This window comes from Streptomyces polyasparticus (assembly GCF_014493765.1).
Taxonomy (GTDB): domain Bacteria; phylum Actinomycetota; class Actinomycetes; order Streptomycetales; family Streptomycetaceae; genus Streptomyces; species Streptomyces polyasparticus.
In genome coordinates, this window is record NZ_JACTVJ010000010.1 from 273,668 (window position 1) to 298,084 (window position 24,417).

The window sequence follows — 24,417 nt, forward strand, 5'->3', positions numbered from 1 at the left end:
GGAGCCTTCATGTCCCAAGCACCCAACGGTTTCTGGGCGCAGGCGACGGCCGACCCCGAGCGCGTCATGCTCATCGCCCCCGACGGCGAGGAGTGGTCCGCGGGGCGCCTGCACGCCGCCGTCAACCAGCTCGTGCACGGGCTGCGCGCCGCGGGCCTGGAGCGCGGCGACGCGTTCGCCGTCGTGCTGCCCAACGGGGTGGAGTTCTTCACCGCGTATCTCGCCGCGTCCCAGGCCGGGTTCTATCTCGTACCGGTCAATCACCACCTGGTCGGCCCGGAGATCGCCTGGATCGTGTCCGACTCGGGTGCCAAGGTGCTCATCGCGCACGAGCGCTTCGCCGAGGCCGCCGTCAACGCGGCCGACGAGGCGAAGCTCCCGGCCGAACAGCGGTTCGCGGTCGGCACGGTCGAGGGATTCCGTCCGTACGCCCAACTCCTGGACGGACAGCCCGAGTCGGCGCCCGAGGACCGCACCCAGGGCTGGGTGATGAACTACACCTCCGGTACGACGGGCCGTCCGCGCGGCATCCGCCGGCCACTGTCCGGGAAGCTGCCCGAGGAGACGTATCTCGGCGGGTTCCTCGGCATCTTCGGCATCAAGCCGTTCGACGACAACGTGCACCTCGTGTGCTCGCCGCTCTACCACACGGCCGTGCTGCAGTTCGCGGGTGCATCGCTGCACATCGGACATCCGCTGGTCCTCATGGACAAGTGGACGCCCGAGGAGATGCTGCGCCTGATCGACACCTACAAGTGCACGCACACGCACATGGTGCCGACCCAGTTCCACCGGCTGCTCGCGCTGCCCGAGGCCACGAAGTCCTCGTACGACGTGTCGTCCATGCGGCACGCGATCCACGGCGCCGCACCCTGCCCGGATCACGTGAAGCGGGCGATGATCGAATGGTGGGGCACCTGCGTCGAGGAGTACTACGCGGCCAGTGAGGGCGGCGGCGCGTTTGCGACCGCGGAGGACTGGCTGAAGAAGCCGGGCACGGTCGGCAAGGCCTGGCCGATCAGTGAGCTGGCCATCTTCGACGACGACGGAAACCGGCTGCCGCCCGGTGAACTGGGCACGGTCTACATGCAGATGAAGACCGGCGGATTCTCGTACCACAAGGACGAGGAGAAGACGAAGAAGAACCGCATCGGCGACTTCTTCACCGTCGGCGACCTCGGCATGCTCGACGAGGACGGCTATCTCTATCTGCGCGACCGCAAGATCGACATGATCATCTCGGGCGGCGTGAACATCTACCCGGCCGAGATCGAGTCCGCGCTGCTCACCCACCCGGCCGTCGCGGACGCCGCGGCCTTCGGCATCCCGCATGCCGACTGGGGCGAGGAGGTCAAGGCGGTCATCGAGCCGGCCGAGGGCTACACGGCCGGCGACGCCCTCGCCACGGAGATCCTCGCGCACTGCGAGCGGCAGCTGGCCGGATACAAGCGGCCCAAGAGCGTGGACTTCATCGAGACCATGCCGCGCGACCCCAACGGCAAGCTGTACAAGCGGCGGCTGCGCGAGCCCTACTGGGAGGGGCACGAGCGGCCCATGTGATCCCACGGCCCGCTTCCCCCGGGGAAGCGGGCCGCACCGACAGCTGTCAGCGTTGGATCATGGCAGCTGCGAAAACGGGCACCTTCACGACCGTCGGGACGACCGCCGTCCCGCTGATCGCCCTCGTGGTCCTGGCCTTCACCTGGGGCCGCGACCTGCCCGGCCCCATGGTGGCGCTGGTCGCCCTCTGTCTGGCGGCCGCGGTGCTCGCCGCCGTCCACCATGCCGAGGTCGTGGCGCACAAGGTCGGCGAGCCCTTCGGCTCCCTGGTGCTCGCGGTCGCCGTGACCCTGATCGAGGTGGCGCTGATCGTCACCCTGATGGCCGACGGCGGACCGAAAGCGTCCTCGCTCGCCCGGGACACCGTGTTCGCCGCGGTCATGATCACCTGCAACGGCATCGTCGGCCTGACCCTCCTGGTCGGGGCCTGGCGCAACGGCGTGGCCGCCTTCAACACGGACGGCACCGTCGCGGCGCTCTCCACCGTGGCGACCCTCGCCACCCTCAGCCTCGTGCTGCCGACCTTCACGCACGGCGCCCAGGGCCCGCAGTTCACCAGCGCGCAGCTGGCCTTCGCCGCGATCGTCTCCATCGGGCTCTATCTGCTGTTCGTGGCCATGCAGACGATCCGCCACCGCGACTACTTCCTGCCCGTCACCCGCGACGGCGAAGTGCTCGACGAGGAGGCGCACGCCCACCCGCCGACCGGCCGCGAGACCCTGATCAGCGTCGTGCTGCTCCTCGTCTCGCTGATCGCGGTGGTCGGCAACTCCAAGGGCATCTCGCCCACGATCGAGTCCGTGATCGACGACGCCGGCCTGCCGCAGTCGGCCGTCGGTGTCGTGATCGCGCTGCTCGTCCTGCTGCCGGAGACCCTCGCGGCCTACCGCTCGGCGCGCCGCGACCGGGTGCAGATCAGCCTCAACCTGGCGCACGGCTCGGCGATCGCGAGCATCGGTCTGACGATCCCCGCGATCGCCGTCGCCTCGATCTGGCTGGACGGGCCGCTGCACCTCGGCCTCGGCGCCACCCATATGGTGCTGCTCGCCCTGACGATGGTGGTGAGCGCCCTGACCGTGGTTCCGGGCAGGGCGACTCTCCTCCAGGGCGGGGTGCATCTGGTGGTGTTCGCGTCGTTCGTGTTCCTGGCGATCAGCCCCTAGTTACTTGAGGTAGAGACCGTCACCGCCGATCTTCCCGGGACCGTTCAGCACGTACACCCGCAGGTTGCCCTTGCCTGGTGCGGTTACGGACAGCGTCCCGTTCGAGACCGCCTTGATGTCTCCGGTGACGGCATCGGTGTACGTCCCGTTCGGGATGCCGGTGTACGTGGCCGCGCCCGAGACCGTGACCAGCGCGAAGCTGTCCGTGCTCCCGCTGGTGTAACGCCGCTTGAACGCCATCTGCCCGCTGATGCCCTCCGTCGAGTACTGGCCCATCTGCAGCGCGGGCACGGCCCGGCGGATCTGGTTCAGCCGCTGCAGATGCTTGACCAGCGGCTGGTCGAGCGTCGTGGCGACCGTGCCGCTCGACGAGGCGACCTTCCCGAAGTCGCTCGCGGTGACCGACCCGGCGAGATGGTCGCCGAAGTACGCGCGGCCCGTCGTGGCGAGCGGGCAGCTCGGACCGCAGTCGATCTTCTTGCCCTTCTGGAACTCGATCTCCGAGCCGTAGTACAGCGTCGGAATGCCGCGGAAGGTCCACATCAACGACATGTTCTCGGCCCAGGCGTCGGTGCCGCCCGCATAGCGCTCGCTGCTCTTGTTCGGCCCGTAGTCATGGCTGTCCACGTAGACGACGTTGTACGTGGCGTCGTTGACGGAGTCGTCGGAGTCCTTGCCGTTGCCGAAGGCATTCGGCGCATCACCGAAGTTCATGTGCATCCGCATGTCGATGATGTGCATCCCGGAGAACTTGCTGTGGTCCGGGGCGTGGTAGCTGTTGCCGTTCAGGAAGGCGTTGGTGGAGGTCGGCTGATTGCCGGTGCCCAACTGCTGCTCGTAGTCGTACATCTCCAGGGCGGCCGCGGCATCGTCGGCGGCGTACTCCTTGCGCTCCTTCCAGGTGTAGAACTGCGCGGAGTGGTTCACGGACCCGCGGTTCCACTTGTCGTTGACGAAGGCCGCGACCTCGCCGAAGACGAAGAAGTTCCTGGCCTTCTCGGCACCGAACCGCTGCGTGACCCGCTCGTTGATGGCGGGCAGGAAGCGGCGGTTCCAGGTGGTGCGCGGGATGTGCACGGCCGTGTCCACGCGGAAGCCGTCCACGCCCATGTCGATGTACTTGCTGTACGCGCCGATGAGATGGTTCTGGACGGCGGTGTTCTCGGTGTTGAAGTCGGCGAGGTCCTCGTGCAGCCAGCACGAGCGGGAGTCCTCGCCCTCCCAGTTGCCGATCCAGCACTGGTGGTAGAGCGCCTTGGGGAACATGCCCGAAGTGGGGCTCGGCCACTGGCAGTTGTAGAGTGTGTAGCCCTCCGGGCTCTTGCCGCCGGTGGGCTTGCCCCAGTTGAGGCAGGTGTTCCCGGACGGCTCGGCGGTCGACCACAGGTCGCCGTTGTAGTACGACTTCCCCGACTTGGGCTCGACCGTCAGGCCGTCGTACTCGAAGCCCTCGTTCTTCTCGTCGTAGTACCAGCTCCACTGCGCGTCGCGCACGCCGTACACCTTCGGCGTGGCCAGGCCCTTGGCGCCCCAGCGGGAGCTGTGGTTGTAGACCACGTCCTGGTAGATCTTCATGCCCTTGGCGTGCGCGGCGTTGATCAGGTCCTGGTACGAGGCGCCGGCGGACTCCAGGCGCGGGTCGACCTTGTAGAAGTCGTACCCGTGGTACCCGTGGTAGTCGTAGTCCGAGCGGTTGAGGACGACCGGGGTGACCCAGACCGCGGAGAAGCCGAGCGCCTTGATGTAGTCGAGCTTGGCGACCAGGCCCTTGAAGTCCCCCCGGAACATCGGGTCGTCGTTGGCCGCGTTCCCGGACTTCACATGCTGGCTGCCGCCGCGGTTGTTGGTCGGGTCACCGTCGTTGAATCGGGCCGTGAGGACGAAGTAGATCGGGTCCTTGCGCGGATCGGTGCCCAGCGGGGCGCCGGGGTCCGGCTCGGGCGCCGCCTCGCCGGTGGTCGCCTTCGCCTCGTCGGAGGCGGGGGACACGTTTCCGGCCGCGTCCACGGCCTTCACCGTATACGTGTAGACGGTCTTCGCCTCGAGTCCCGTGTCCGAGAGGACAGTTGAGCCGACATCGGTGACGACCGTGCCCTTCGTGCCTCCGGTGCGGGTGACCTGGTACTTGGTCACGGCCGTGTCGTCGGTCGCGGCCTCCCAGGTGAGCACGACGGAGGTGTGGGTGGCGCTCGCGGTGACCTTGGTGGGTGCCGTCGGAGCCTGGGTGTCCGGCTCCTGTGCGGCGCAGGGGTCCTTGGCGTCCTTGGTGACCGCACCGGACTTCACTGTGGTGATTCCGGCTGCGAGTGCGTAGTTGGCGCCGTTGTTGTTGTCCCAGATGCCGTTGCCGTTGTTGAACGTGGCCTGCCATGTCGTGGCCGTGCCGAGGTCCACGGTCTTCTTCCACCAGCCGGTGCAGGCGGCTGCCATCCCGATGCCCGGGGCTGTCGTCCAGGATCCGCCGGTGGGGGCGTAGTGCAGGTTGGCGGTGGTCCAGCCGGAGGTCGCGGTGGAGTAGTAGACGGTGGCCTCGTTGCCGGGCTCGACCGGATCGGTGCCGGCGCACGGGTCGCTGTGGGCCACGACGCCGTCCTTGACGGTGATCACACCCGTGCCGAGCGCGTAATTGGCGCCGCCGTTGTTGTCCCAGGTGCCGCTGCCGTTGTTGAACGTGGCGGCCAGGCCCGTGGCCGAGCCCAGGTCCACGGTCTTCTTCACCCAGTCCGTGCACGCCGCCTCCATCCGCGTACCGGGCACGGCCGTCCAGGAGCCGCCGTCCGGCGCGTAGTGGAGATAGGCGGAGGTCCAGTTCTTGGTCTTCGTGTAGTAGAAGACGGTCGCCGTGTTCGCGCCGGCCGCCGTAGCCTCCGGGGGCGCTCCGGCGGCAGGGGTGCCGGAGAGCAGGGTCAGAAGTCCGGCCGTAGCCGTGAACGACGCGAGCAGACGGCGCGGCAGACGGGGTGGCCGACGTCGCGGCAGGCAGAAGGGTCTTTGTCTCATGGGCGTCGCTCCGATGCGGGCTGCCGGGTGGGGAGTTCGGTGCGCGGCTGCAAGGACAACCGGAAAATTCCTGCAAGTTATTGCAGCGCGGAAGTTACAGGTACACGACAGGCGCGTAAAGAGCTCGCGCAGCGCCGAGTCGAGCCCGGATCGCCCCGGTGGCTGTGGAGTGCCCGGAAACGGTGAAGGCCCGAGGGGCGAACCCCTCGGGCCTTCACCGTGCGCGGCAGGTCAGCGGCGCTCCTTGACCTTCACCACCTTCAGGGCGGGCGACCGCATGATGTCCTTCTCGCAGAAGCGCGAGGTCACCCACTTCTCCTGGGCGAACAGCCGCGTCTGGTCGCTGAAGTGCGGCGAGTGCGGGTTCTGCGACTGCGAGTACGTCAGGAGAGTGCGCGCCACCGGGCAGCGCGAGCCGTCCCAGCCCACCGCCTGGATATGGCTGGAGCCCGTGCTCACCTCGGTGTAGCCGGCGGCGGGGTTCCAGATCGGTTCGATCTTGTTCCATACCCCCAGGGACTCGGTGCCGCCCGGCACCTGGATGCGCTTGCCGTCCCGCACCACGTACTGGTGCTCGCCCAGGCGGGCGTCCAGGGCGATACCGGCCGTCGTCAGCTGGGTGACGGCATCGGCCAGCGCGCGGGCGAAGGCGGGAGAGGCGGTGTTCAGGGTGTGCGGGGTGCGCACCGGGTCAGCCGGATCGAACGGTGCCGTCCACACGCCCTGCGGCCCGAGCGCGGAGCGCATGCCGCGCCAGAACCGGTCGTAGAGCAGTGCGCCCCGGCTGTCCGCGTCCATGGTCCGGTCCCAGTTCTTCAAGACCGTGCACGCCCGGGTCACGTCTACGGCCTTGCCGTCGCTGCCGGTTGCCATGCCTCCCGGCAGCTGGGCGCAGGCCTCGGCCGCCCGGGCCGCGCCCAAGGTTCCGGCGGGTGCCCGGTTGGCGAACTGCTGCGCCTGCAGATCCGCGACCGTCAGCTTGCCGCGCTCGGCCATCGCGGCCACGTCCTCGATCGCCCCGCGGGTACGCATCGAGCGGGGCGTGTCGATGTTGCCGAAGACCCGCTCGTAGCCGCGCAGCGGCCGGTCGGCATTGGCCAGCCAGGCGCTGTCGTTGGAGTTCTCCGCGTACGGCGCGTCCACCAGGGTCGGCATCCGCGACGGGCCGAGGATCCCCGGCTGCAGCGCGTCCTGGTCGCGGCCGAGACCGCAGTCCGAACGCGAACCGTCGAGCACCGCGAGGCCGGCCGTCGGATAGGTGACCTTGCCGAGCAGCGTCGAGCAGCGCGCGGCGATGTCGTCGGTGATCCGCGGCAGGACCTGCGACTGCGTGTACAGCGAGTGCCCGCGCGAATCGGCGGCGATGGTGTTCACCCACGGCAGGCCCTGCGTGCCGCGCAGCACTTCCTGGATGCCCTGCACGCTGCGTGCCCGCGCGAAGCCGAGTGCGGTGTCGGAGGCGCGCAGATTCGCCGAGTTGGGGTCGTTCAGGGCGTACGCGGTGGTGGTCGTCCACGGCAGTGGCAGCTCGGCGCCGAGCGAGGTCACCACCGGTCCGTACTCCGTCCACCACTGGTCACGGGTGACGGGCGCGCCGCCCTTCACGTCGACGGTGACCGTCCGCTTGGTCATCTTGCGCGGCTTTCCGTCGACCAGATACGTCGTCGGATCGGCCGGGTCCAGGGTCAGCTGGTGCAGGTTCATCGGGACGCCGGTGGCCACGGTGTGACTCCAGGCGACATACGGCGTGAAGCCGATGGACGGGGTGACCGCACCGATCAGCGAACCGCCCGAGACGTTGAGCTCGCCGGGGATGGTCTGCTGCACCTGCCAGAAGCGGCGGCCGCCCTGCCAGGGGTAGTGCGGGTTGCCGAGCAGCAGGCCCCGGCCGTTGGCCGTCGTGCTGCCGTGGAAGGCGACGGCGTTGGAGCCCATCGCGGCGTCGTCCGTGGCGAACAGCTCGCGGGCGGCCTCGGCCTTCGCCTCGGCGGAGGTGTCCTCGGCCTTCTGCCCGGTCGCGGCCGGCGGCCGTGCACTGGTGATCGCGTCCGCCGCGCGGCCCTGGCCGCCGAGCACGGAGAGCGCGAACGCGAGCCGGGACATGTCGAGTTCGCTGACCGGGCGCACCCAGTCGGCGCCCTTGCATGCCGGGTCCGTGATGCGGTTCTGCCGCAGCCAGGCGTTGTAGCCCGCCGCGAATCCCTTGACCAGCTTCTTCTGCTCGGGACGGTTGCCCAGCGGCGGCGGGAGCTCGGCGAGCTTCTCCACCGTGCCCGCTTCCCTGATCCCGCGGAAGAACAGGTCGCTGGACGCGTTCGTCGAGGCCGAGGAGAGCGAGCCGTCGGGCTTTCTGTCCTCGCCGAAGTACTTGGATCGCTCGCCGCGCAGCGTGACGAAACCCTCCGCGAGGACACAGACGTTGTCCTGGGCCTGCGCCCAGCCGGTGCCGAAGCCCAGGTTCGTGTAGTCCTTCGCGAGGATGTGCGGAATCCCGTACTCGGTGTAGCGGATGGTGGCCGAAAGGCCGCCGTGCGACGGGTGCCGTTCGCCGCGGACATGGTCGGCCGCCGGCGCGGGCGCCGCGGTGGCGGCCGCGGTGAACAGCGCGGTGGTGAGCAGTACCAGGCGTCTCGCGCGCTGGCGCATGGGTCCTCCCAACGGATGTGCGGGCAGGGGCAGTTGAGCGTACCCACCGGTCGGTCTTCTGTCGTCGTCCGTGCAGAGGGGTTGTGCCGTGCCACAGGGCGGCTGTGCGGGCACACAGGCCTTGAGCTGCGCCCGTGGCCCGGAACGCGGCTCTTGACCTTCGTCCACGCTCCGGCACAGGATCACGGGCATGACGGGTGTACGCAGCAACACGGTCGACGCCATGCTCCGCCGCAGCGCCCGGCGCACCCCCGAACGGGTCGCCCTGCGCTATGCGGACCGCACATGGACGTATGCCGAACTGGACGACGCGGTCTCGCGGGCGGCGCGCGTCCTGAGCGACGCGGGCCTGACACCCGGAGACCGAGTGGGCGCCTACGGCCACAACTCCGACGCGTATGTGATCGGCTTCCTCGGCTGCTCGCGTGCGGGCCTGGTGCACGTACCGGTCAACCATCACCTCACCGGCGAGGATCTCGCGTACATCATCGGCCAGTCCGGCAGCACCCTGGTCCTCGCCGACCCGGCGCTCGCCGGCCGGCTTCCCGAGGGCGTACGGGTGCTGGCGCTGCGGGACCAGGAGGACTCGCTGCTCGGGCGGCTCGCGGCGGCCCCCGCGTACGACGGTCCCGAGCCTTCCCCCGAGGACCTGGTGCAACTGCTCTACACCTCGGGCACGACGGCGCTGCCCAAGGGCGCGATGATGACGCACCGCGCCCTGGTGCACGAGTACGTGAGCGCGATACACGCGCTCGGTCTGGCGGAGACGGACCGGCCCGTGCACTCGCTGCCGCTCTACCACTCCGCCCAGATGCATGTGTTCCTGCTGCCGTATCTCGCGGTCGGCGCGGAGAACACCGTCATCGACGCCCCCGCGGCGGACGCGGTCTTCGACCTGGTCGAGGCCGGACACGACAGCCTCTTCGCCCCGCCGACGGTGTGGATCGCGCTGGCCAACCACCCCGAGTTCGCCCACCGCGACCTCAGCGCCTTGCGCAAGGCCTTCTACGGTGCGTCGATCATGCCGGTCCCCGTCCTCGAGCGGCTGCGGGCCCGGCTGCCCGGGCTCGGCTTCTACAACTGCTTCGGACAGAGCGAGATCGGGCCCCTTGCCACGGTGCTCGGGCCCGAGGAGCACGAGGGCCGGATGGACTCGTGCGGTCGTCCGGTGCTGTTCGTCGAGGCGCGGGTCGTGGACGAGTCCGGCAAGGAGGTGCCGGACGGCACGCCCGGCGAGGTCGTCTACCGCTCCCCTCAGCTGTGCGAGGGCTACTGGGACAAGCCGGAGGAGACCGCGGAGGCGTTCCGCGACGGCTGGTTCCGTTCGGGGGACCTCGCGGTGCGGGATGCCGAAGGGTACTTCACCGTCGTGGACCGGGTGAAGGATGTGATCAACTCCGGGGGGGTCTTGGTGGCTTCGCGTCAGGTCGAGGATGCGTTGTACACCCACGAGGCGGTCGCGGAGGCGGCCGTCGTCGGACTTCCCGACGAGCGCTGGATCGAGGCGGTGACCGCGGTGGTGGTGGCGCGCGGCGAGGTCACCGAGGCGGAGCTGATCGCCCACGCGAAGGAGCAGCTCGCGGCGTTCAAGGCTCCCAAGCGCGTGCTGTTCGTGGATGAGCTGCCGCGCAATGCGAGCGGGAAGATTCTGAAGCGGGAGCTGCGGGACAGGTTCGCGGATCGGGGCTGAGGTCCGCGCCGGATCAGGGGGGAGGTCCGCGTGGAACCAGGGCTGATGTACGCGCGGGATCCGGGCCGTTGTGTCAAGCCGACGTCAGTGTCGTGAGACGGCTGCGCACGTCCCCCGGGTGCGGGCCTATCGTCGTTCCAGTCGCGATCGCCGTCCGGGCGCGCGCCCGCTTCGAGGAGTACGTCATGTCGTCAGCCGCTCTCGCCGAGGACGCCGAGCCTTGTGAACAGGGCCCGGCCGGACCCCTGTTCGTCCCCGTCCGGCCGGGACTCACGGGCATGAGCCCCCGCTTCTTCCGTACGCCGCTCGGCTTCCGTACCGCCGTCGCCTTCACCTCCGAAGCGCGCCTCACCACACTCCTGGGCGCCCGCCACCCCCACATCCGGCTCGCCGAACCGGCCCTGCGCGCCCTGGCCGCACCGCTCGGCATCCGGATGGTCACCGTCGACCCGCTGTTCTCGGCGCCCCGCGCGGGCAGCCGCACGACCTGGGCGCCCCTCACCCGTCCGGTCGCCGCCCGGCCCATGGGGCATGCGGTGCGGTAGCGGGCGCAAAACCGCTCGACATCGGCGGCCCCGTGCCGGTTGGCTGGGCGGCATGCCGGATCTCCTGACCGACCGTCTCCTGCTGCGCCCCTGGCGCGAGTCCGACCTCGAACCGTGGGCGGCGATGAATGCCGACCCCGAGGTCCGTGCCCAGCTGGGAGAGCTGCTGACCCGTGAGCAGAGCGATGCGGTCGTGGCCGGTATGCGAGCCGACTTCGACGCGCGGGGCTTCGGCTGGTGGGCCCTTCAAGTGCGGGCGACCGGTGAGTTCGTCGGCCGCGCGGGCCTGGACGTGGTGGGCGCGGACCTGCCATATACCGGGGTGGACGTCGGGTGGCGGCTGCGGCGTTCGGCGTGGGGGAACGGATACGCGACCGAGGCCGCACTGGCCTGTCTGGCCTTCGCCTTCGACGAGCTCGCACTGGAGGAGGTCGTCGCGTCCACGACCGTACGCAACGTCCGCTCCCAGGCCGTGATGCGCCGTATCGGCATGACCCGCGACCCCGCCGACGACTTCGAGGACCCGAGCGTGCCCGAGGGGCCCTTGCGGGCGTGCGTGCTGTACCGCAAGCAGGCCCGGTAGCGGCGTTCGGGCCCACCTACTCGGACGGCTCAGGCCTTGTCGGACACAGGGGCGACGCCCAGCCCCGGTCGCGGACCCGGGTCGCCGCCCCGTCGTCCCGCCGCCGTACGCAGCCCCGGAGCCAGCACCGTGGTCACCGTCAGGGACAGCACCGCCATGACCGTGATCGCCGCAGCGGGCGAGGTGAGTTGGGCGAGGGAACCGGCCAGCGTGGCCGCCACGCCCTGCATCGTGAGCATGCCGGAGCTGTGCAGGCCGAGGGCTTGGCCGCTGAGCTCCGGTGGCGTGAGGGACATGAGACGTTCCTGCTGGACGAGGCTCGCGGCGAAGCCCACCGACGCGAGGGCGGCCAGGGCGGGAGCGAGCGGCACGGACGGATTCAGGGCGAACAGCAGGTACGGGGTGGCGAGGAGGAGCAGCAGGGGTACGCCGAGCCGTCGACGGACGGCGGGCGGCACGAAGCGGCCGATGAGGATGTCACCGAGCAGCATGCCGCCCGCGGCGCTCGCGAACAGTGCGCCCGCCTGCGACGGCGCGTACGAGACGAAGAGGGATTCGGCGCCGACCACCAGGCCGTTGGGCAGCCAGAGCGCGAGGTAGACCCGGCGGCGTGAACGGTCCGACCACAGAAGGGAGTTCGTACGCCAGGTCTGTGCCACGGAGGGCCGGCCCTGGGCGCGGGCGGGCCGGCGGGAGAGACCGAAGCGGGCGGCGCAGGCGGCGAGCAGATAGAGGCCCGCGCCCACCAGAAGCGTTCCGCGGGCGGAGAGCGTCACCACCAGGAGGCCGCCGAGTGCGAAGCCGGCGATCTGCATCGAGCCCGCGCAGGTGTTGAGGAGGGAGCGGCCGAGTACGTAACCGTCCTTGGGAAGCACCTCGTTGACCAGTCCGTAGCGCACCCCTCCGCCGAGCGCGCCCACCGTCCCGAGGACCAGAAGCACGGCGAAGGTCCCCCACACCGGCATCCCGGGCAGGGCCTGCACGGCGGTGCCCGCCGCGAACAGCACGGCCAGGCCCGTCATCGCCGCCCGCGGCGGCAGCCGGTCGGCCGCCGAGAGCAGCAGCGTCGCGCCGAGCACCTGGGCGAGCGAGGGGCCGAACATGGCGAGGGCGGTCAGCAGCGGCGAGCCCGTCGCCGCGTGGACGAGGGTGCCGAGCGCCAGACCGCTCATGGTCTGGCCGGCGACATGGCCGGCGGAGGCGAGGAAGAGGGGTGTGAACTCCGGGGCTGCGAAGAGCTCGCGATAGGTGCGCATGGGGGAGTTCTCGCAGGGCGCGCGCGACGGGCGTTAATGTTTCGCGGACACGCGAAACATCGAGGGCCGGACGGACGCCTGGTCGAGGGCCGTACAGACGCCGTACGAGGGCCGTACGAGGGGAGCAGGTCATGGGTCTGTGGCTGATCAGTACCGACACGCTCGCCGACAGCCGGTTCGTGATCTCCCCGCTCGCCGAGACCACCGCCGCACTCAGGGCCCTCGAACGCGGCACGCCGCACCACCCCGGCGAACAACCCTGGCTCGCCACCCATCTGCCCGCCTACCGCGAACGCCTCGCCGCCGACCCGCTCACCGCACAGACGGTCAAAGCCGCCTTCGGCGCCACCTGGACCGCCGACTATCTGACCCGCCCCCCGGACCCCGAGGGCGGGCAGTCCTTCGACCAGGAACTCGCCGAGCTGCGCGCCACTCCGCCCGCGGAAGCCCGCCGGCATCTGACGGTCTCGCTCGGCGGCCCGTTGCCGTCCGCCCTCGAACGCGACGATCTGCCCGAGCGCACCGCCGACCTGCTCGCGTGGGTCTGGACCCACACCGTGCGGCCGTACTGGGAACGCCGGCGCCGGATCCTCGAGGCCGATATCGCCGCCCGCACCGCGCAGCTCGGCCGGGGCGGCTGGAGCGCCGCGCTCGACGGGCTCCGACCCGGGACGCGTTGGCTCGGCGACGGCCGGCTGCGGATCAACGCGTACGAGTATCCGCCGCGCCAACTCGGCGATGCCCAGCTGTTGTTCGTGCCCGTGACCATGAAGAGCGGATGGGTCGCCTGGCGCGATGACGGCAGCCGGTACGCGCTGGTCTACACATGCTCCGGTGTGCTGGCGGAGGCCGGTCGGGCCCATGTGCCGGAGTCGCTCGGGGCGCTGCTCGGTCCGGCCCGGGCGCGGATTCTGGTGCTGCTCGACACGCCGAAGAGCACCACGCAGCTCGTGGCCCTCACCGGTCAGGCGCTCGGCTCGGTCGGCCGCCATCTGAAGGTGCTGCTCGACTCGGGTCTCGCGGTGCGCCGCAGAGCGGGCCGTTCCGTGCTCTACCTCCGGTCGGCCGCGGGCGAGGTGCTGGTCAGCGCCGCTGCCGGTGACACCGGGGCGGGGTGAACCCGCCGTCCCGGATGGGTTTCTGACGGTCGGGCCACCCGCCCTGACGCTGTGTCAAGATCGCGGACCGGGATGCCGCCCTGGCGCCTGTTCCGCCGGATCCTGACGCAATGTCAAACATTCGGCGGAGCTGGCTGACGGTGCGTCATCCGATTGGACCCCGTCGGGCGGCGGTGCGGCTGCGGCGGGGTTCTGCTCGTGGGCGGGACATGGTGCTGCCTATGTTGCGGAGAAGGCTCCGCCCCGTGGCCCGTGGAGGAGCGGATGTACCAGCAGGAGATAGGCGTGGGCTCCGGTCACGCCGCTGTCCTCACCGGGTGAGGGCGACCGGAGTCGAGGAGCGGCCGGTGCGCGAGGCGTCCTGCTCGGGGACGTGTCACGAAATGCCTGCGGCCCGTCCGTCCGGAAGCTCCGGAAGGACGGGCCGCCGCGCGTGCGACCGTGCCCCTACCTGGCGAACACCCGCACACCCCCGACGAACGTCTGCTCCACCCCCGTCGAGCAGATCTCCTCCGCGGGGCCGTCGAACGGATCGCGGTCGAGGACCGCCAGATCCGCCAGATATCCGGGCGCGATCGTCCCCGTCTCGTCGTCGAGATGGTTCACATGGGCGCTGCCCGCCGTGTACGCGGCCAGCGCGGCCCCCAGGTCGATGCGCTGCTCCGGCAGGAACACCTCCGTCCCCTCCGGCGCTTCGGGGAGCCGGCGGTTCACCGCCACGTGCAGCGCCTGGACCGGGTCCGGGCTGCTGACCGGCCAGTCGCTGCCCGCCGCGAGCGTGGCGCCGGCCCGCAGCAGCGCGCCGAACGGATATTGCGTCGCCGAGCGCTCGGTGCCGAGGAACGGGATCGTCAGGTCGTCCATCTGCGGTTCGTGCGCGGCCCACAGTGCCTGGAGGTTCGCGCTCGCGCCGAGCGCACGGAAGCGGCCGATGTCATCGGGGTGGACGACCTGCAGGTGGGCCAGGTGCGGCCGCGTATCGGAGAATCCGTTCGCGCGCCGGGCCGCCTGCACCGCGTCCAGCGCCTCGCGCACGGCCCGGTCGCCGAGCGCGTGGAAGTGCACCTGGAACCCGTGCGAGTCCAGCGCGGTCACGTACTTCCGCAGGTCCTCGGGCGGCACGAAGCTGATGCCGCTGTTGTCCGAGGTGCAGCCACAGGCGTCCAGATACGGGGTGAGCAGGGCTGCCGTGTGGTTCTCGGCGATACCGTCCTGCATGATCTTGACGCTCGTGCAGCGCAGCCGGCCCACGCTGCCCGCCTCGCGCCGCGCGAGGAGTTCGTCGATCTGCTCGGTGCCGCGCGCCCGGTCCCACCACAGTGCGCCCACGACGCGTGCGGTCAGGCGGCCGTCGCCGGCCGCGGCGAGATAGGCGGCCGTCGGGTCCTTGAGGTTGCCGAGTTCGCCGAGCAGCGCGTCCTGCCAGGCCGTGATGCCGAGCGAGTGCAGCAGCTCCTGCGCGCGCAGCAGGCCCTCGACGGTCTCGGCCAGGGTGAGTTCGGGCAGCAGTCTGCCGACCAGGTTCGCCGCGCCCTCCTGCAGCATGCCCGTGGGCGCTCCGTCGGCGTCCCGCTCGATGCGGCCGTCGGCCGGGTCGGGGGTGTGTGCGTCGAGCCCCGCATGCCGCAGCGCGAGGGAGTTGACCCACGCGCCGTGGTGGTCCCGGTTGGTGAGGTAGACGGGCCGGTCGGGGACGAGGGAGTCCAGCTCGGCGGCCGTCGGCAGCCCGCCGGGGAAGGACTCCATCGACCAGCCGCCGCCCGTGATCCACTCGGCCTCCGGGTGCGCGTCGGCGTACGCGCGGATCCGCAGCCGGTACTCGTCGAGCGTGGTCGCACCGCTCAGATCGCACTGGCCGAGCTCGATCCCGCCGCCGACCGGGTGCACATGGGCGTCCTGGAAGCCCGGTATCAGCAACTTGCCCTTGAGATCCACGACTTCGGTACGCGGCCCGATCAGTTCGCGTACTTCGTCATGGCCCACGGCCACGATGCGCTCCCCGCGTACCGCCACGGACGTGGCCCTCGTACGGGCGGGGGAGACGGTGTGGACAGGGCCGCCGGTGAAGACCAGATCGGCGTGCATTCATGTGCTCCTTGCGGTGGTGACAGCAAACGGTGGATCAAGTCGGTGGTCGGTCGGTGGACCGGCCATCGGTTCGGCCGGTGGATCAGCCGGAGGTTCAGTCGGTCTCGGGCGCGGCGAGCGAGAAGCCCTGCTTCTGGAAGTAGGGAGAGCGCCGCCCGTACTTCGCCACGGCGGCCATCACGAAGCCGGACACAATGATCGCGGAGGGCACGGCGAGCATGAACCAGCCGTTGTCCGGGCTGAGTTCGAAGTGATCGCTCATCGTGTAGTAATCGTGCCCGAGATAGCAGCCGATGCCGATCAGCGCGATGCCGGACAGGGCGGGCGCGAGCACCGAGCGGACGGCCTGCCTGGGTGCGGTGCGCAGATCGGAGCGGAAACGGACGGCGCAGGCGAGTGCGGTCAGGCCGTAGTAGAGGGCCACGATCAGGCCGATGGAGTTGACGGCCGCGAGGATCATCTCGTTGAGCTTCGGGATCGCGAGGGCAAGCAGGGAGACTCCGGCGGCGACGGTCATCACCGCGACGGTGCCGGCGGCCGGGGACCCGTACCGCGGGCTGATCTTCGTCCACAGCGGTCCCATCGTGCGGTCGCGCCCCATCGCGTGCAGGCCGCGCGCGGTCGGGATGACGCTGGACTGCAGGGAGGCCACGGCCGAGCACATCAGCGCGAGCAGAGGGAGCGTCGCCCAGGGTTCGGAGGCCAGCTTCTCGCCGAGATACGTCAGGCCCTGCGGACCCTGCTCGATCAGTTCGGGCAGCGACATCTCGCGCTGGAAGGCGACCGATCCGTACAGGAACATCGCCAGCATCGTGAACAGGGCGATGAACCCGCCGCGTCCCACGTCGCGGGTGTCCTTGGTCTCCTCGGTGACGCTGAACGCCGCGTCCCAGCCCCAGAAGAAGAACACCGCGAGCACCAGACCCTGTGCGAAGGCGGTGCCGTCCCCGATCGCGAACGGGTCGAACCAGGACCAGTCGAAGCCCTGCGTACCGCCGACGATCGCCCAGCCGCAGAAGGCCAGGAGCACCCCGTACTCGAAGACGAGCAGCCAGGTCTGGAAGCGGGTCGCGTGCCGGACGCCGGTGATCGCCGTGACCGTCACGGCGGCCAGCACGAACAGGCCCAGCACCGTACTGAGAGCGGTGGAGTTGGGGTCGAGCTGCAGTCCGAGGAGCTCGTGCAGTCCGGCCTTGTTCGCGAAGATCAGGACCACGGAGCCGGTCACCGCGCTCGTGTACGCCATGAAGATGATGGTGCCGACGAGCGTCACCCAGCCGGTCAGGAAGCCGAGCCAGGGGCCGATCGACTTGCCGACCCACACATAGCCGCTGCCCATGTTGGGCTCGGAGCGGTTGAGGCGGGCGTACGCGGTGGCGATGCCGAGGATCGGCAGGAAGGCGACGAGCAGGATCGCCGGGGCCTGCAGGCCGACGGTCGCGGCGAGCGCGCCCATGCCGATGCCGATGCTGGTGGTCGCGGCGGTGCTGGACGCCGCGAGGGCGACGCCGTCGACGACGCCGAGAGAACGGCGCAGCCGTGGCGGCGTGCCGGAGGTGGTGGTGCTGTTCATCGTTGAGCTCCTCAGGCCGGGGACAAGGAGTGATGCACGAGCCGAGCGGAGGCGATGAGCAAACAGCCTTGCCAAAGTTGCGTCAATGGTGTTGACATAAGGACGGCCGAGGGCGGGGCGTGGGAGGGAATGCCATGGCTACAGGGCGGGTTCCGGTCGAGCGCCGCAGGCGCCGGCCGACCAAGACGGGCACCGTGCTGACCGAGGAGCTGATCGTCGACTGCGCGCTGCGCCTCGCGGGCGAGCACGGCGCGGAGGCGCTCAGCGTGCGCCGCCTCGGCGCGGCGCTCGGCTGCGATCCGAGCGCGCTCTACCGGTACTTCCACGACACCGACGATCTGCTGCTCGCCGTGGCCGACCGGATCATCGGCGAGACCATGCACGACTTCGCGCCCGAAGGGGACTGGCTGTCAGGGCTGCGCGAGATGGCCCACCGGGTCTACTCCGGCTACAGCCGCCATCCGCGGATCGCCGCGATGGCCGCGTACCGCGTCACGCGCCGCGCGCACGAGTTCCGCGCGGTGGAGATCGGCATCGGTCTGATGCGGCGCGGCGGCTTCGGCAAGGAGGCGGCGGTACGGCACTACGCGGCGTTCATCGACACGGTCCTCGGCCACGCCGCCCTGGACGCGGCGCACCTGGCCCTCGCGCCCGAGCGGCGGGGCGGGGACACCCGGGCGTGGACGGAGGCGTACCAGGACCTTCCGGACGCCGCATACCCTCAACTGGCCGAAGTGCGCCATGAGTTGCCCCTCATGGCGCACAGCTCGTTCGAGAACGCCCTCGACCTGCTCCTTTCGGCTCTGGAGAGCCAGGCGCGGGCCGGCTAGAGCCTGTCCCTTGGAAGCGCTGTGCGCGGGGCGCCGCATGCCGGGTCGACAACGCGTGGGGCACGGCCGCCTGCTTCTCGGTGGCTCCTGGCTCCTTTGCCCCGGCGAACCAGACCTAGAACTGCGGTGGGCCGATGACGGTTTGGCCAACCTGCTCGGCCAGCCAAGACGCATGCCGCTCGTCGTACCCACCACCGCTCCGGCGAACGTGGACCAGGACGGTATGCCCGTGGGACCACTCGTCCATCTCGCGGGTGCCGGTGTTGAACAGCACGGTGACTACAGCGTGGCTGTACTCCGCGCCCAGGCCACGCTCTGGAACTTCTGGCCACCCCAGGGAGTCCCAGCGGATCTCTGCCACGTACTTGCCGGCGACCGCTGTGAAGGTGTCCTCGATGCTTCCTGCCGGTTGGTCCAGCATCGAAGCCCACAGCGGCAGATGCTCGGACAGGAAAGCGGCCTCGGAGGGCAGTTGGGGAGCGTGAACCCCGGCGTTCAGTCCAGTCGGGTCGCTTTCCCAGTCGTCGCCCTCCTTTCTGAACCATGCGTCGGGCAAGGCCCGCGAGACATGCAGGACGTCCTGCACTCGGGGGAGCTCGACATCCACGCTCACCTGCACGTACTCCTGGTCCCCCACGCTGAGGAGCTGACGTGCCACAGCCAGTGCGAGTGCGGGATCGGGAGTGTGGAAGACGGGATACGCGACGTCATTGGACATGCGTGCACCCTGGCACAACGAGCAGCAGTCGAAGATCGATTTTCTGCGGCAATGAGAGGGCGTTGTTCCGGTGCGGTCGGACTTGGCTCACCGTGACAAGATCCGGCGTCATGAGTGGGCATGCGCTGTCGTCCGGCTGGCTGTCGTCGTGGGCGAGCAACCTGTCACCGCTGCTGAGCGAACTCGTGGCGGGCTTCGAGGCCAAGCACGGATTCCCGCCCGGCCCCAATGAGATCCGGTCGGCCGGTGAGGACGACGCCGATGCGGTGAGCACCCTGTCGGACACCGGCCTGCCCCACGTCGATCTGCTCACCTTCTACGAGCACATCGGCGAGATCGATCTTGCTGACGTCGGCAACGGCTACTGGGTTCACTCGGCTGAAACGGTCCTCGATCATCTCCGGGAGTACGGACCGGTCGGCGTTGATGACGGACGTGATCCTTCGGGCTTGGTGATCGCCTCCGACGGTGGCGGCCTGCTCTTCGTCATCGAACCTGACGGCGCCGTGTTCCGGACCCGAACGGCAACGCTGGACGAGCCGGAATTCGACCGGGCAGCGGACAGCCTGCGGCAGTTCCTGGAGCTGCTCGGGCGGTCTGTGGCACGGTCTATCGACACGGGTGAGCCTGGATACCTGTAGTCGCCGCCGCAAGCCGTCGTCTCCCGCGGACGAACCCAGTCTGGCCCCGACGGCAACGTCTTCGTGGGGGAGAAGGGTGCTGTGCCTCGCCGAAATCACCACACGGGAGCGAATACGCGTGAGCTCACGACCCGGCTCGGCGCGCCGGACGGGGCGGAGGAGGCGTGCGAGGAAATGTGACGGAGGAAGTGTGACGATGGGTTGCCCCTCGCTGACCTCGGACCGGATCGGCCGGCGGCAACGGCTCGATCCGGTCCCGCTTCGCATCAGTGATCACACGCTGGACAGACGCGTTCGGTCGGCCCACCAGCAGATCAAGCGGGCACGCTCTGGGCGCCCGGCATGAGTGCCGTGTCCTGCTGCCACATCGTGCTGCGCAGGTCGGAGCCCCGTACGAGCTGGATTCGCCAGGGGTCGATACGGATCACGTGGTACTCCGGGTCGTCGGGGCCGCCCCGCCAGTAGTGGACCGGGTCGTATCCCACCCCCGGTGGACCGCCCTTGAGGTAGAGGTCCCAGGCGTGGCGCCGGTCGGCCTCTTCCTCGGCCCAGGTGGACAGGGCGTCGACATGGACGGTGTTCTGGCGCGGATTCCAGTACGAGTACGTGGTGTGCGGGCTGTGGGCCAAGTGGGCTGTCTTGACCGGAGTCTTGTACACCGCGAGCCAGCCCACCGGGCGGCCGTCGACGACCTCCCAGACCGGGAGCAGTACGCGGGCGCGGGGGCGGCCCAGCCGGTCGACGGTGATCATCGTGGCGTATCTGATGTCGCGAAGGTAGGTGAAGAACATGTCCTGCAGGTCGGTGAAGGAGTCGACTTTGGTCGTGGGCATGGTGGAGGTTCCTTCCTGCGGTCAGTGGGAGGCGGGGAGTTCGGTCTGCCCGCTTCGAGGGGCGGTGTCGGCGGCCGGCTCGCCGGAGGCGGTCACCGTGCGGCCCCGCGTACGGGCCCGTACGCCGAACGCGCTGATCAGTGCGGCGAGCAGGGCCGCGGCGAGCGGCACCCACAGCGCGGACCGGTAGCCGTCGAGCAGTGCGGACGGAGCGTCGGAGGCGGTGGCGGCGACGTTCACGGCCGTGGTGGCCGACAGGCCGAGCGCCGCGCCGAACTGGAAGGAGGTGTACAGCAGTCCGCCGGCCAGACCCTGCTCCTCCTCCTTGACGCCCTCGGTGGCGACGATGGTCAGCGGGCCGTATGCGAGGGCGAACGCAATGCCGAGCAGGAGCAGGCTCGGCAGCATTGTCAGATACGCCCAGTCGGCGCCGACCGGTAGGAACAGCGCGTACGCCAGGGACGCGGTGAGCAGGCCGCCCAGGATGAGGCGGGCGTTGCCGAACCGGGCCACCAGGGCAGGCACGAGCAGCGGCGAGAGGATCGCGTCGATGCCGATGACGATCATCGCGAAGCTGGTCTCCAGGGTGGACCAGCCGCGCAGCTCCTGGAGGTAGAGCACGACCAGGAACTGGAAGCCGAAGAAGCCCGCGGCGAACAGCAGCCCGGCGAGATTGGCGCGGACGAGGGCACCGCTGCGGAAGATGCCGAGCCGGACCAGCGGGTTGGCGGAGTGTGCCTCGATGGCGAGGAACGCGAGCAGCGCGGCGAGACCGGCGCCCAGGGTGAGCAGGGTCTGGGCGAGGCTCGTGTGCGAGGCGCGCTCCACGCCGAGGACGATCAGCACGATCGAGGCGGTGACCGTGAGGCCGCCCGCCAAGTCGACGCTCCCGCCGGTGCGTTCGGGGCGCGGCGCCTTCGGTACGAAGGCGAGCGCGGCGAGCAGGATCAGCGCGGAGAGCACCACCGGGGCGAAGAAGACCCAGCGCCAGCCGGCCGAGGTCAGCAGACCGCCGACGACCAGACCGGTGGAGAAGCCGCCGGCCCCGGTGCCGGAGTAGACGAGCAGCGCCTTGTTGCGCTGCGGGCCCTCGGCGAAGGTGGTCGTGATGATGGACAGGCCCGCCGGGGTCATGAAGGCGGCCGCGACACCGGTCACGAACCGGGCCACGATCAGCATCCAGCCTTCCGAGGCGAGCCCGCCGAGCCCGGAGAAGAGCAGGAAGACCGTCAGCCAGAAGACGAACATCTGCCGGCGTCCGAAGAGATCGGCCGCGCGTCCGCCGAGCAGCATGAAGCCGCCGTAGCCCAGGACGTACGCGCTCATCACCCACTGCAGCGATCCGGTGGACAGGCCCAGGTCCGCGCGGATGGAGGGCAGGGCGACGTTGAGCATCGCCACGTCGATGCCCTCCAGGAAGATCGCACCGCACAGGACGAGCAGGACGCCCCACTCTCTGCCGCTCAGCGATCCTGGAGATTTGGGATGGTTTGTGACCTGCGTGCTCATGACGATTCCTCAAGGGGAGTGGGGTGGTGAAGGGGCCGCCGTCCGGCGGCCCCTTCACCTTCGGTCAGAGCGAGGGGGCGGAACAACGGCGATGATCGCAACGTTCGTTCAACCAGGCTTACCGATCGGCTCGACCTGGGAGACCGCGATGGAACGCGATGAACTGGAGTGCTTTCTGCTGCTCGCCGACGAGCTGCACTTCGGCCGCACCGCCGACAAGCTGCGCCTCTCGCGGGCCCGTGTGAGCCAGCTGGTGCAGCGGCTCGAACGCCGCGTCGGTGCCCCGCTGTTCACCCGTACCAGCCGCCGGGTCGCCCTCACCTCTCTCGGCCGTCAGTTGCGCGACGACCTCGCACCGCACCACCAGGGCATCGAGGAAGCGCTCGCGCGGGCGGCCGCCACCGCACGCGGGATCGATGCGGTGCTGCATGTCGGCTTCGCCAATCCGCTGACCGGGGAGATCGCTCTGAAGGCCACGGAGGCGCTGCGGGCCAGCCACCCCGGCCTTGCGGTGGAGATCTGCGAGGTGCCGCTCACCGACCCCTACGGGCAGCTGCGCAAGGGAGACTTCGACGTGCAGCTGCAGGAACTCCCCGTAGAGGAGGAGGACTTGGGCGGTGGGCCCGCGCTGCTCGCCGAGGAGCGTGTGCTCGTGATCGGTTCGGCGCATCCGCTCTCTGCGCGGGACGGTGTGTCCCTGGAGGATCTGGCGGATGTGCCGCTGCTCCAGTTCGAAGGTGAGCTGCCGGACTACTGGCGCGAGCACCACGTCCCGAGCCGCACCCCGGCCGGCCGCCCGATCGCCCAGGGGCCCGGCGTCACCAACATGCAAGAAGCCCTGATGCTCATCGCGGGCGGCAAGGGCGCGCTGCTCGCTCCCGCGCACACGGCGACGTACTTCGCCCGGCCCGGTGTCGCCTATGTGCCGTTCACCGACGCCGCGCCGGTCACGTATGCGCTGGTCTGGCGGGCGGGGCAGGGGGACGGGCCGGTCGAGGCCTTCGCCAGGACCGCGCGGGAGGTGGCGCGGGAGATGTCGGCGGGGGATCCGCGCAGTTCGGTGCCGGGGGATGTGCGCGGTTCCGTGCCGGGGGTGGTGGGCCCGGAGCTCGGCTCTCCCGCGCGCCCCGAGCTCAGCCGTCCTGCGGGCGCGAAGCGCAGCTCTCCCGCGCGCGCCGCACTCAGCCCTCCCGCACCTGCGTTCGGGCCCGCTCGTCCACGATCCGCCTGATCTTGCCCACGGAGCGCTCCAGCGTCTCCGGGTCCACGATCTCGACCCCGACGGACACGCCCACGCCGTCCTTCACCGCCCGCCCGATGGCCTGAGCCGCAGCGGCCCGCTCCTCGCCGGTGGCATCGGCGCGTGCCTCCGCCCGTACGGTCAGTGCGTCTAGGCGGCCCTCGCGTGTGAGCCGCAGTTGGAAGTGCGGGGCGACGCCGGGCGTGCGCAGCACGATCTCCTCGATCTGGGTCGGGAAGAGGTTCACGCCACGCAGGATGATCATGTCGTCGCTGCGTCCGGTGATCTTCTCCATCCGCCGGAAGTTCCGGGCCGTCCCCGGGAGCAGTCGCGTCAAGTCCCGTGTCCGGTAACGGATCACGGGCATCGCCTGCTTGGTGAGCGAGGTGAACACCAGCTCGCCCTGCTCGCCGTCCGGCAGCACCTCACCGGTGAGCGGGTCCACGACCTCCGGGTAGAAGTGGTCCTCCCAGATGTGCAGCCCGTCCTTGGTCTCCACGCACTCCTGCGCCACGCCCGGGCCCATCACCTCGGAGAGCCCGTAGATGTCCACGGCGTCGATCGCGAACCGCTCCTCGATCTCCGCGCGCATCTGCTCGGTCCACGGCTCGGCCCCGAAGATGCCCGTCTTCAGAGAGGTGCTTCGCGGGTCGATGCCCTGGCGCTCGAACTCGTCGAGGAGCGTGAGCATGTACGAGGGCGTCACCATGATGATCTCGGGGCGGAAGTCCTGGATCAGCTGGACCTGCCGTGCGGTCATGCCGCCGGACGCGGGCACGACCGTGCAGCCGAGCCGTTCGGCGCCGTAATGCGCGCCGAGCCCGCCTGTGAACAGGCCGTATCCGTACGCCACATGGACGATCTGCCCCGGGCGCCCGCCCGCCGCCCGTATGGACCGGGCGACCACATCGGCCCAGACGTCCAGATCGCCCTCGGTGTAGCCGACCACGGTCGGCCGCCCGGTCGTGCCGCTGGACGCGTGGATCCGGCGGATCTGTGAGCGGTCGACGGCGAACATCCCGAAGGGGTAGTTCTCCCGCAGATCGGCCTTGGTGGTGAAGGGGAACCGGGCCAGATCCGCGAGCGAGCGGCAGTCCTCGGGGCGCACTCCGGCCTTGTCGAAGGCGGCCTGGTAGTGCGGCACATTGCGGTACGCGTGCTCCAACGCGTCGCGCAGCCGCGCCAGTTGGAGCTCCCGCAGCTCCTGCGCGTTGAGCCGCTCACCCGCGTCGAGCATGTCCGCCATCCGCCGTACCCCTGTCCGTGCCGTCTGCTGTCCCGTACCGTCCGCGGGCGCTCGTACCGTCCACGGACGCCCGTAGCGGACGACCGATCATTCGGTTGAGCTTCCCGGGATCAGTAATTCAGGAGGCGGGGGCCGCGGACAAGGGGTGTGCGGCGGGCAGTTGGGATGCGCGGTGCGG

At 70.1% G+C, this 24,417-nt stretch carries 18 protein-coding genes; 9 read left to right on the forward strand and 9 right to left on the reverse strand.

The window, feature by feature from the left end; translation table 11 throughout:
- The first annotated feature begins 9 nt into the window (after positions 1-9).
- On the forward strand, positions 10-1,560 hold the full coding sequence (locus H9Y04_RS20745) for an acyl-CoA synthetase (protein ID WP_187815434.1): 1,551 nt from the start codon (positions 10-12) through the stop codon (positions 1,558-1,560).
- A gap of 59 nt (positions 1,561-1,619) precedes the next feature.
- Positions 1,620-2,723 (forward strand): calcium:cation antiporter, encoded by a 1,104-nt coding sequence (locus H9Y04_RS20750; RefSeq protein WP_187815435.1) that lies wholly within the window; start codon positions 1,620-1,622, stop codon positions 2,721-2,723.
- Here H9Y04_RS20750 and H9Y04_RS20755 read toward each other — a convergent pair whose 3' ends face one another.
- Together H9Y04_RS20755 and H9Y04_RS20760 are read right to left on the reverse strand one after the other, a co-directional pair.
- Positions 2,724-5,723: a carbohydrate binding domain-containing protein gene (locus tag H9Y04_RS20755; RefSeq protein WP_187815436.1), complete on the reverse strand. Its 3,000-nt coding sequence runs from the start codon at positions 5,721-5,723 to the stop codon at positions 2,724-2,726.
- Positions 5,724-5,954: 231 nt separating this feature from the next.
- Positions 5,955-8,369, reverse strand: coding sequence for a penicillin acylase family protein (locus H9Y04_RS20760; RefSeq protein WP_187815437.1), 2,415 nt, complete (start codon positions 8,367-8,369; stop codon positions 5,955-5,957).
- Positions 8,370-8,559: 190 nt separating this feature from the next.
- Between H9Y04_RS20760 and H9Y04_RS20765 the strand changes: the two genes are divergently transcribed.
- The 3 genes from H9Y04_RS20765 (at position 8,560) to H9Y04_RS20775 (ending at position 11,187) form a co-directional block, all read left to right on the forward strand.
- Entirely contained in the window at positions 8,560-10,059 is a 1,500-nt protein-coding gene (locus tag H9Y04_RS20765) for an acyl-CoA synthetase (RefSeq protein ID WP_187815438.1), read from the forward strand.
- 185 nt (positions 10,060-10,244) lie between these two features.
- Positions 10,245-10,604: an SAV_915 family protein gene (locus H9Y04_RS20770; RefSeq protein WP_187815439.1), complete on the forward strand. Its 360-nt coding sequence runs from the start codon at positions 10,245-10,247 to the stop codon at positions 10,602-10,604.
- Between the two features lie 52 nt (positions 10,605-10,656).
- Positions 10,657-11,187 (forward strand): GNAT family N-acetyltransferase, encoded by a 531-nt coding sequence (locus H9Y04_RS20775; protein WP_187815440.1) that lies wholly within the window; start codon positions 10,657-10,659, stop codon positions 11,185-11,187.
- A 29-nt stretch (positions 11,188-11,216) separates the two neighbouring features.
- On the opposite strand, the gene H9Y04_RS20780 is transcribed toward H9Y04_RS20775, so the two are convergent.
- A complete protein-coding gene (locus tag H9Y04_RS20780; protein WP_187815441.1) occupies positions 11,217-12,443 on the reverse strand; it encodes an MFS transporter in 1,227 nt (408 codons plus the stop codon).
- Between the two features lie 131 nt (positions 12,444-12,574).
- Between H9Y04_RS20780 and H9Y04_RS20785 the strand changes: the two genes are divergently transcribed.
- Positions 12,575-13,561: an ArsR/SmtB family transcription factor gene (locus H9Y04_RS20785; RefSeq protein ID WP_187815442.1), complete on the forward strand. Its 987-nt coding sequence runs from the start codon at positions 12,575-12,577 to the stop codon at positions 13,559-13,561.
- A 447-nt stretch (positions 13,562-14,008) separates the two neighbouring features.
- Here the strand turns inward: H9Y04_RS20785 and H9Y04_RS20790 are convergent, their stop codons facing one another.
- Positions 14,009-15,646, reverse strand: a complete 1,638-nt coding sequence (locus H9Y04_RS20790; RefSeq protein WP_187815443.1) for an amidohydrolase — start codon at positions 15,644-15,646, stop codon at positions 14,009-14,011.
- Between the two features lie 97 nt (positions 15,647-15,743).
- The gene (locus H9Y04_RS20795) at positions 15,744-17,222 is read right to left on the reverse strand and encodes an APC family permease (protein ID WP_187815444.1); all 1,479 of its coding nucleotides are present in this window, start codon (positions 17,220-17,222) and stop codon (positions 15,744-15,746) included.
- Between the two features lie 134 nt (positions 17,223-17,356).
- Between H9Y04_RS20795 and H9Y04_RS20800 the strand changes: the two genes are divergently transcribed.
- The gene (locus tag H9Y04_RS20800; protein ID WP_187815445.1) at positions 17,357-18,052 is read left to right on the forward strand and encodes a TetR/AcrR family transcriptional regulator; all 696 of its coding nucleotides are present in this window, start codon (positions 17,357-17,359) and stop codon (positions 18,050-18,052) included.
- 115 nt (positions 18,053-18,167) lie between these two features.
- Here the strand turns inward: H9Y04_RS20800 and H9Y04_RS20805 are convergent, their stop codons facing one another.
- Positions 18,168-18,770: a hypothetical protein gene (locus H9Y04_RS20805; protein ID WP_187815446.1), complete on the reverse strand. Its 603-nt coding sequence runs from the start codon at positions 18,768-18,770 to the stop codon at positions 18,168-18,170.
- 110 nt (positions 18,771-18,880) lie between these two features.
- Between H9Y04_RS20805 and H9Y04_RS20810 the strand changes: the two genes are divergently transcribed.
- Positions 18,881-19,411: an SMI1/KNR4 family protein gene (locus H9Y04_RS20810; protein ID WP_236071134.1), complete on the forward strand. Its 531-nt coding sequence runs from the start codon at positions 18,881-18,883 to the stop codon at positions 19,409-19,411.
- A 314-nt stretch (positions 19,412-19,725) separates the two neighbouring features.
- Here the strand turns inward: H9Y04_RS20810 and H9Y04_RS20815 are convergent, their stop codons facing one another.
- Both H9Y04_RS20815 and H9Y04_RS20820 read right to left on the reverse strand, forming a co-directional pair.
- Positions 19,726-20,244: a pyridoxamine 5'-phosphate oxidase family protein gene (locus tag H9Y04_RS20815; protein WP_187815447.1), complete on the reverse strand. Its 519-nt coding sequence runs from the start codon at positions 20,242-20,244 to the stop codon at positions 19,726-19,728.
- 21 nt (positions 20,245-20,265) lie between these two features.
- Positions 20,266-21,753 (reverse strand): MFS transporter, encoded by a 1,488-nt coding sequence (locus H9Y04_RS20820; RefSeq protein WP_438818124.1) that lies wholly within the window; start codon positions 21,751-21,753, stop codon positions 20,266-20,268.
- 148 nt (positions 21,754-21,901) lie between these two features.
- Here H9Y04_RS20820 and H9Y04_RS20825 point away from each other — a divergent pair, with 148 nt between their 5' ends.
- Positions 21,902-22,984, forward strand: a complete 1,083-nt coding sequence (locus tag H9Y04_RS20825) for a LysR family transcriptional regulator (protein ID WP_187815448.1) — start codon at positions 21,902-21,904, stop codon at positions 22,982-22,984.
- Here H9Y04_RS20825 and paaK read toward each other — a convergent pair.
- On the reverse strand, positions 22,935-24,239 hold the full coding sequence (gene paaK, locus H9Y04_RS20830) for a phenylacetate--CoA ligase PaaK (RefSeq protein ID WP_187815449.1): 1,305 nt from the start codon (positions 24,237-24,239) through the stop codon (positions 22,935-22,937). The genes H9Y04_RS20825 and paaK overlap by 50 nt on opposite strands.
- Positions 24,240-24,417 lie beyond the last annotated feature (178 nt).

Bases quoted from the DNA above. Each gene is read 5' to 3' on its own strand.
- H9Y04_RS20745 (WP_187815434.1), top strand. From the start codon at position 10: ATGTCCCAAGCACCCAACGGTTTCTGGGCGCAGGCGACGGCCGACCCC.
- H9Y04_RS20750 (WP_187815435.1), top strand. From the start codon at position 1,620: ATGGCAGCTGCGAAAACGGGCACCTTCACGACCGTCGGGACGACCGCC.
- H9Y04_RS20755 (WP_187815436.1), bottom strand. From the start codon at position 5,723: ATGAGACAAAGACCCTTCTGCCTGCCGCGACGTCGGCCACCCCGTCTG.
- H9Y04_RS20760 (WP_187815437.1), bottom strand. From the start codon at position 8,369: ATGCGCCAGCGCGCGAGACGCCTGGTACTGCTCACCACCGCGCTGTTC.
- H9Y04_RS20765 (WP_187815438.1), top strand. From the start codon at position 8,560: ATGACGGGTGTACGCAGCAACACGGTCGACGCCATGCTCCGCCGCAGC.
- H9Y04_RS20770 (WP_187815439.1), top strand. From the start codon at position 10,245: ATGTCGTCAGCCGCTCTCGCCGAGGACGCCGAGCCTTGTGAACAGGGC.
- H9Y04_RS20775 (WP_187815440.1), top strand. From the start codon at position 10,657: ATGCCGGATCTCCTGACCGACCGTCTCCTGCTGCGCCCCTGGCGCGAG.
- H9Y04_RS20780 (WP_187815441.1), bottom strand. From the start codon at position 12,443: ATGCGCACCTATCGCGAGCTCTTCGCAGCCCCGGAGTTCACACCCCTC.
- H9Y04_RS20785 (WP_187815442.1), top strand. From the start codon at position 12,575: ATGGGTCTGTGGCTGATCAGTACCGACACGCTCGCCGACAGCCGGTTC.
- H9Y04_RS20790 (WP_187815443.1), bottom strand. From the start codon at position 15,646: ATGCACGCCGATCTGGTCTTCACCGGCGGCCCTGTCCACACCGTCTCC.
- H9Y04_RS20795 (WP_187815444.1), bottom strand. From the start codon at position 17,222: ATGAACAGCACCACCACCTCCGGCACGCCGCCACGGCTGCGCCGTTCT.
- H9Y04_RS20800 (WP_187815445.1), top strand. From the start codon at position 17,357: ATGGCTACAGGGCGGGTTCCGGTCGAGCGCCGCAGGCGCCGGCCGACC.
- H9Y04_RS20805 (WP_187815446.1), bottom strand. From the start codon at position 18,770: ATGTCCAATGACGTCGCGTATCCCGTCTTCCACACTCCCGATCCCGCA.
- H9Y04_RS20810 (WP_236071134.1), top strand. From the start codon at position 18,881: ATGAGTGGGCATGCGCTGTCGTCCGGCTGGCTGTCGTCGTGGGCGAGC.
- H9Y04_RS20815 (WP_187815447.1), bottom strand. From the start codon at position 20,244: ATGCCCACGACCAAAGTCGACTCCTTCACCGACCTGCAGGACATGTTC.
- H9Y04_RS20820 (WP_438818124.1), bottom strand. From the start codon at position 21,753: ATGAGCACGCAGGTCACAAACCATCCCAAATCTCCAGGATCGCTGAGC.
- H9Y04_RS20825 (WP_187815448.1), top strand. From the start codon at position 21,902: ATGGAACGCGATGAACTGGAGTGCTTTCTGCTGCTCGCCGACGAGCTG.
- paaK (WP_187815449.1), bottom strand. From the start codon at position 24,239: ATGGCGGACATGCTCGACGCGGGTGAGCGGCTCAACGCGCAGGAGCTG.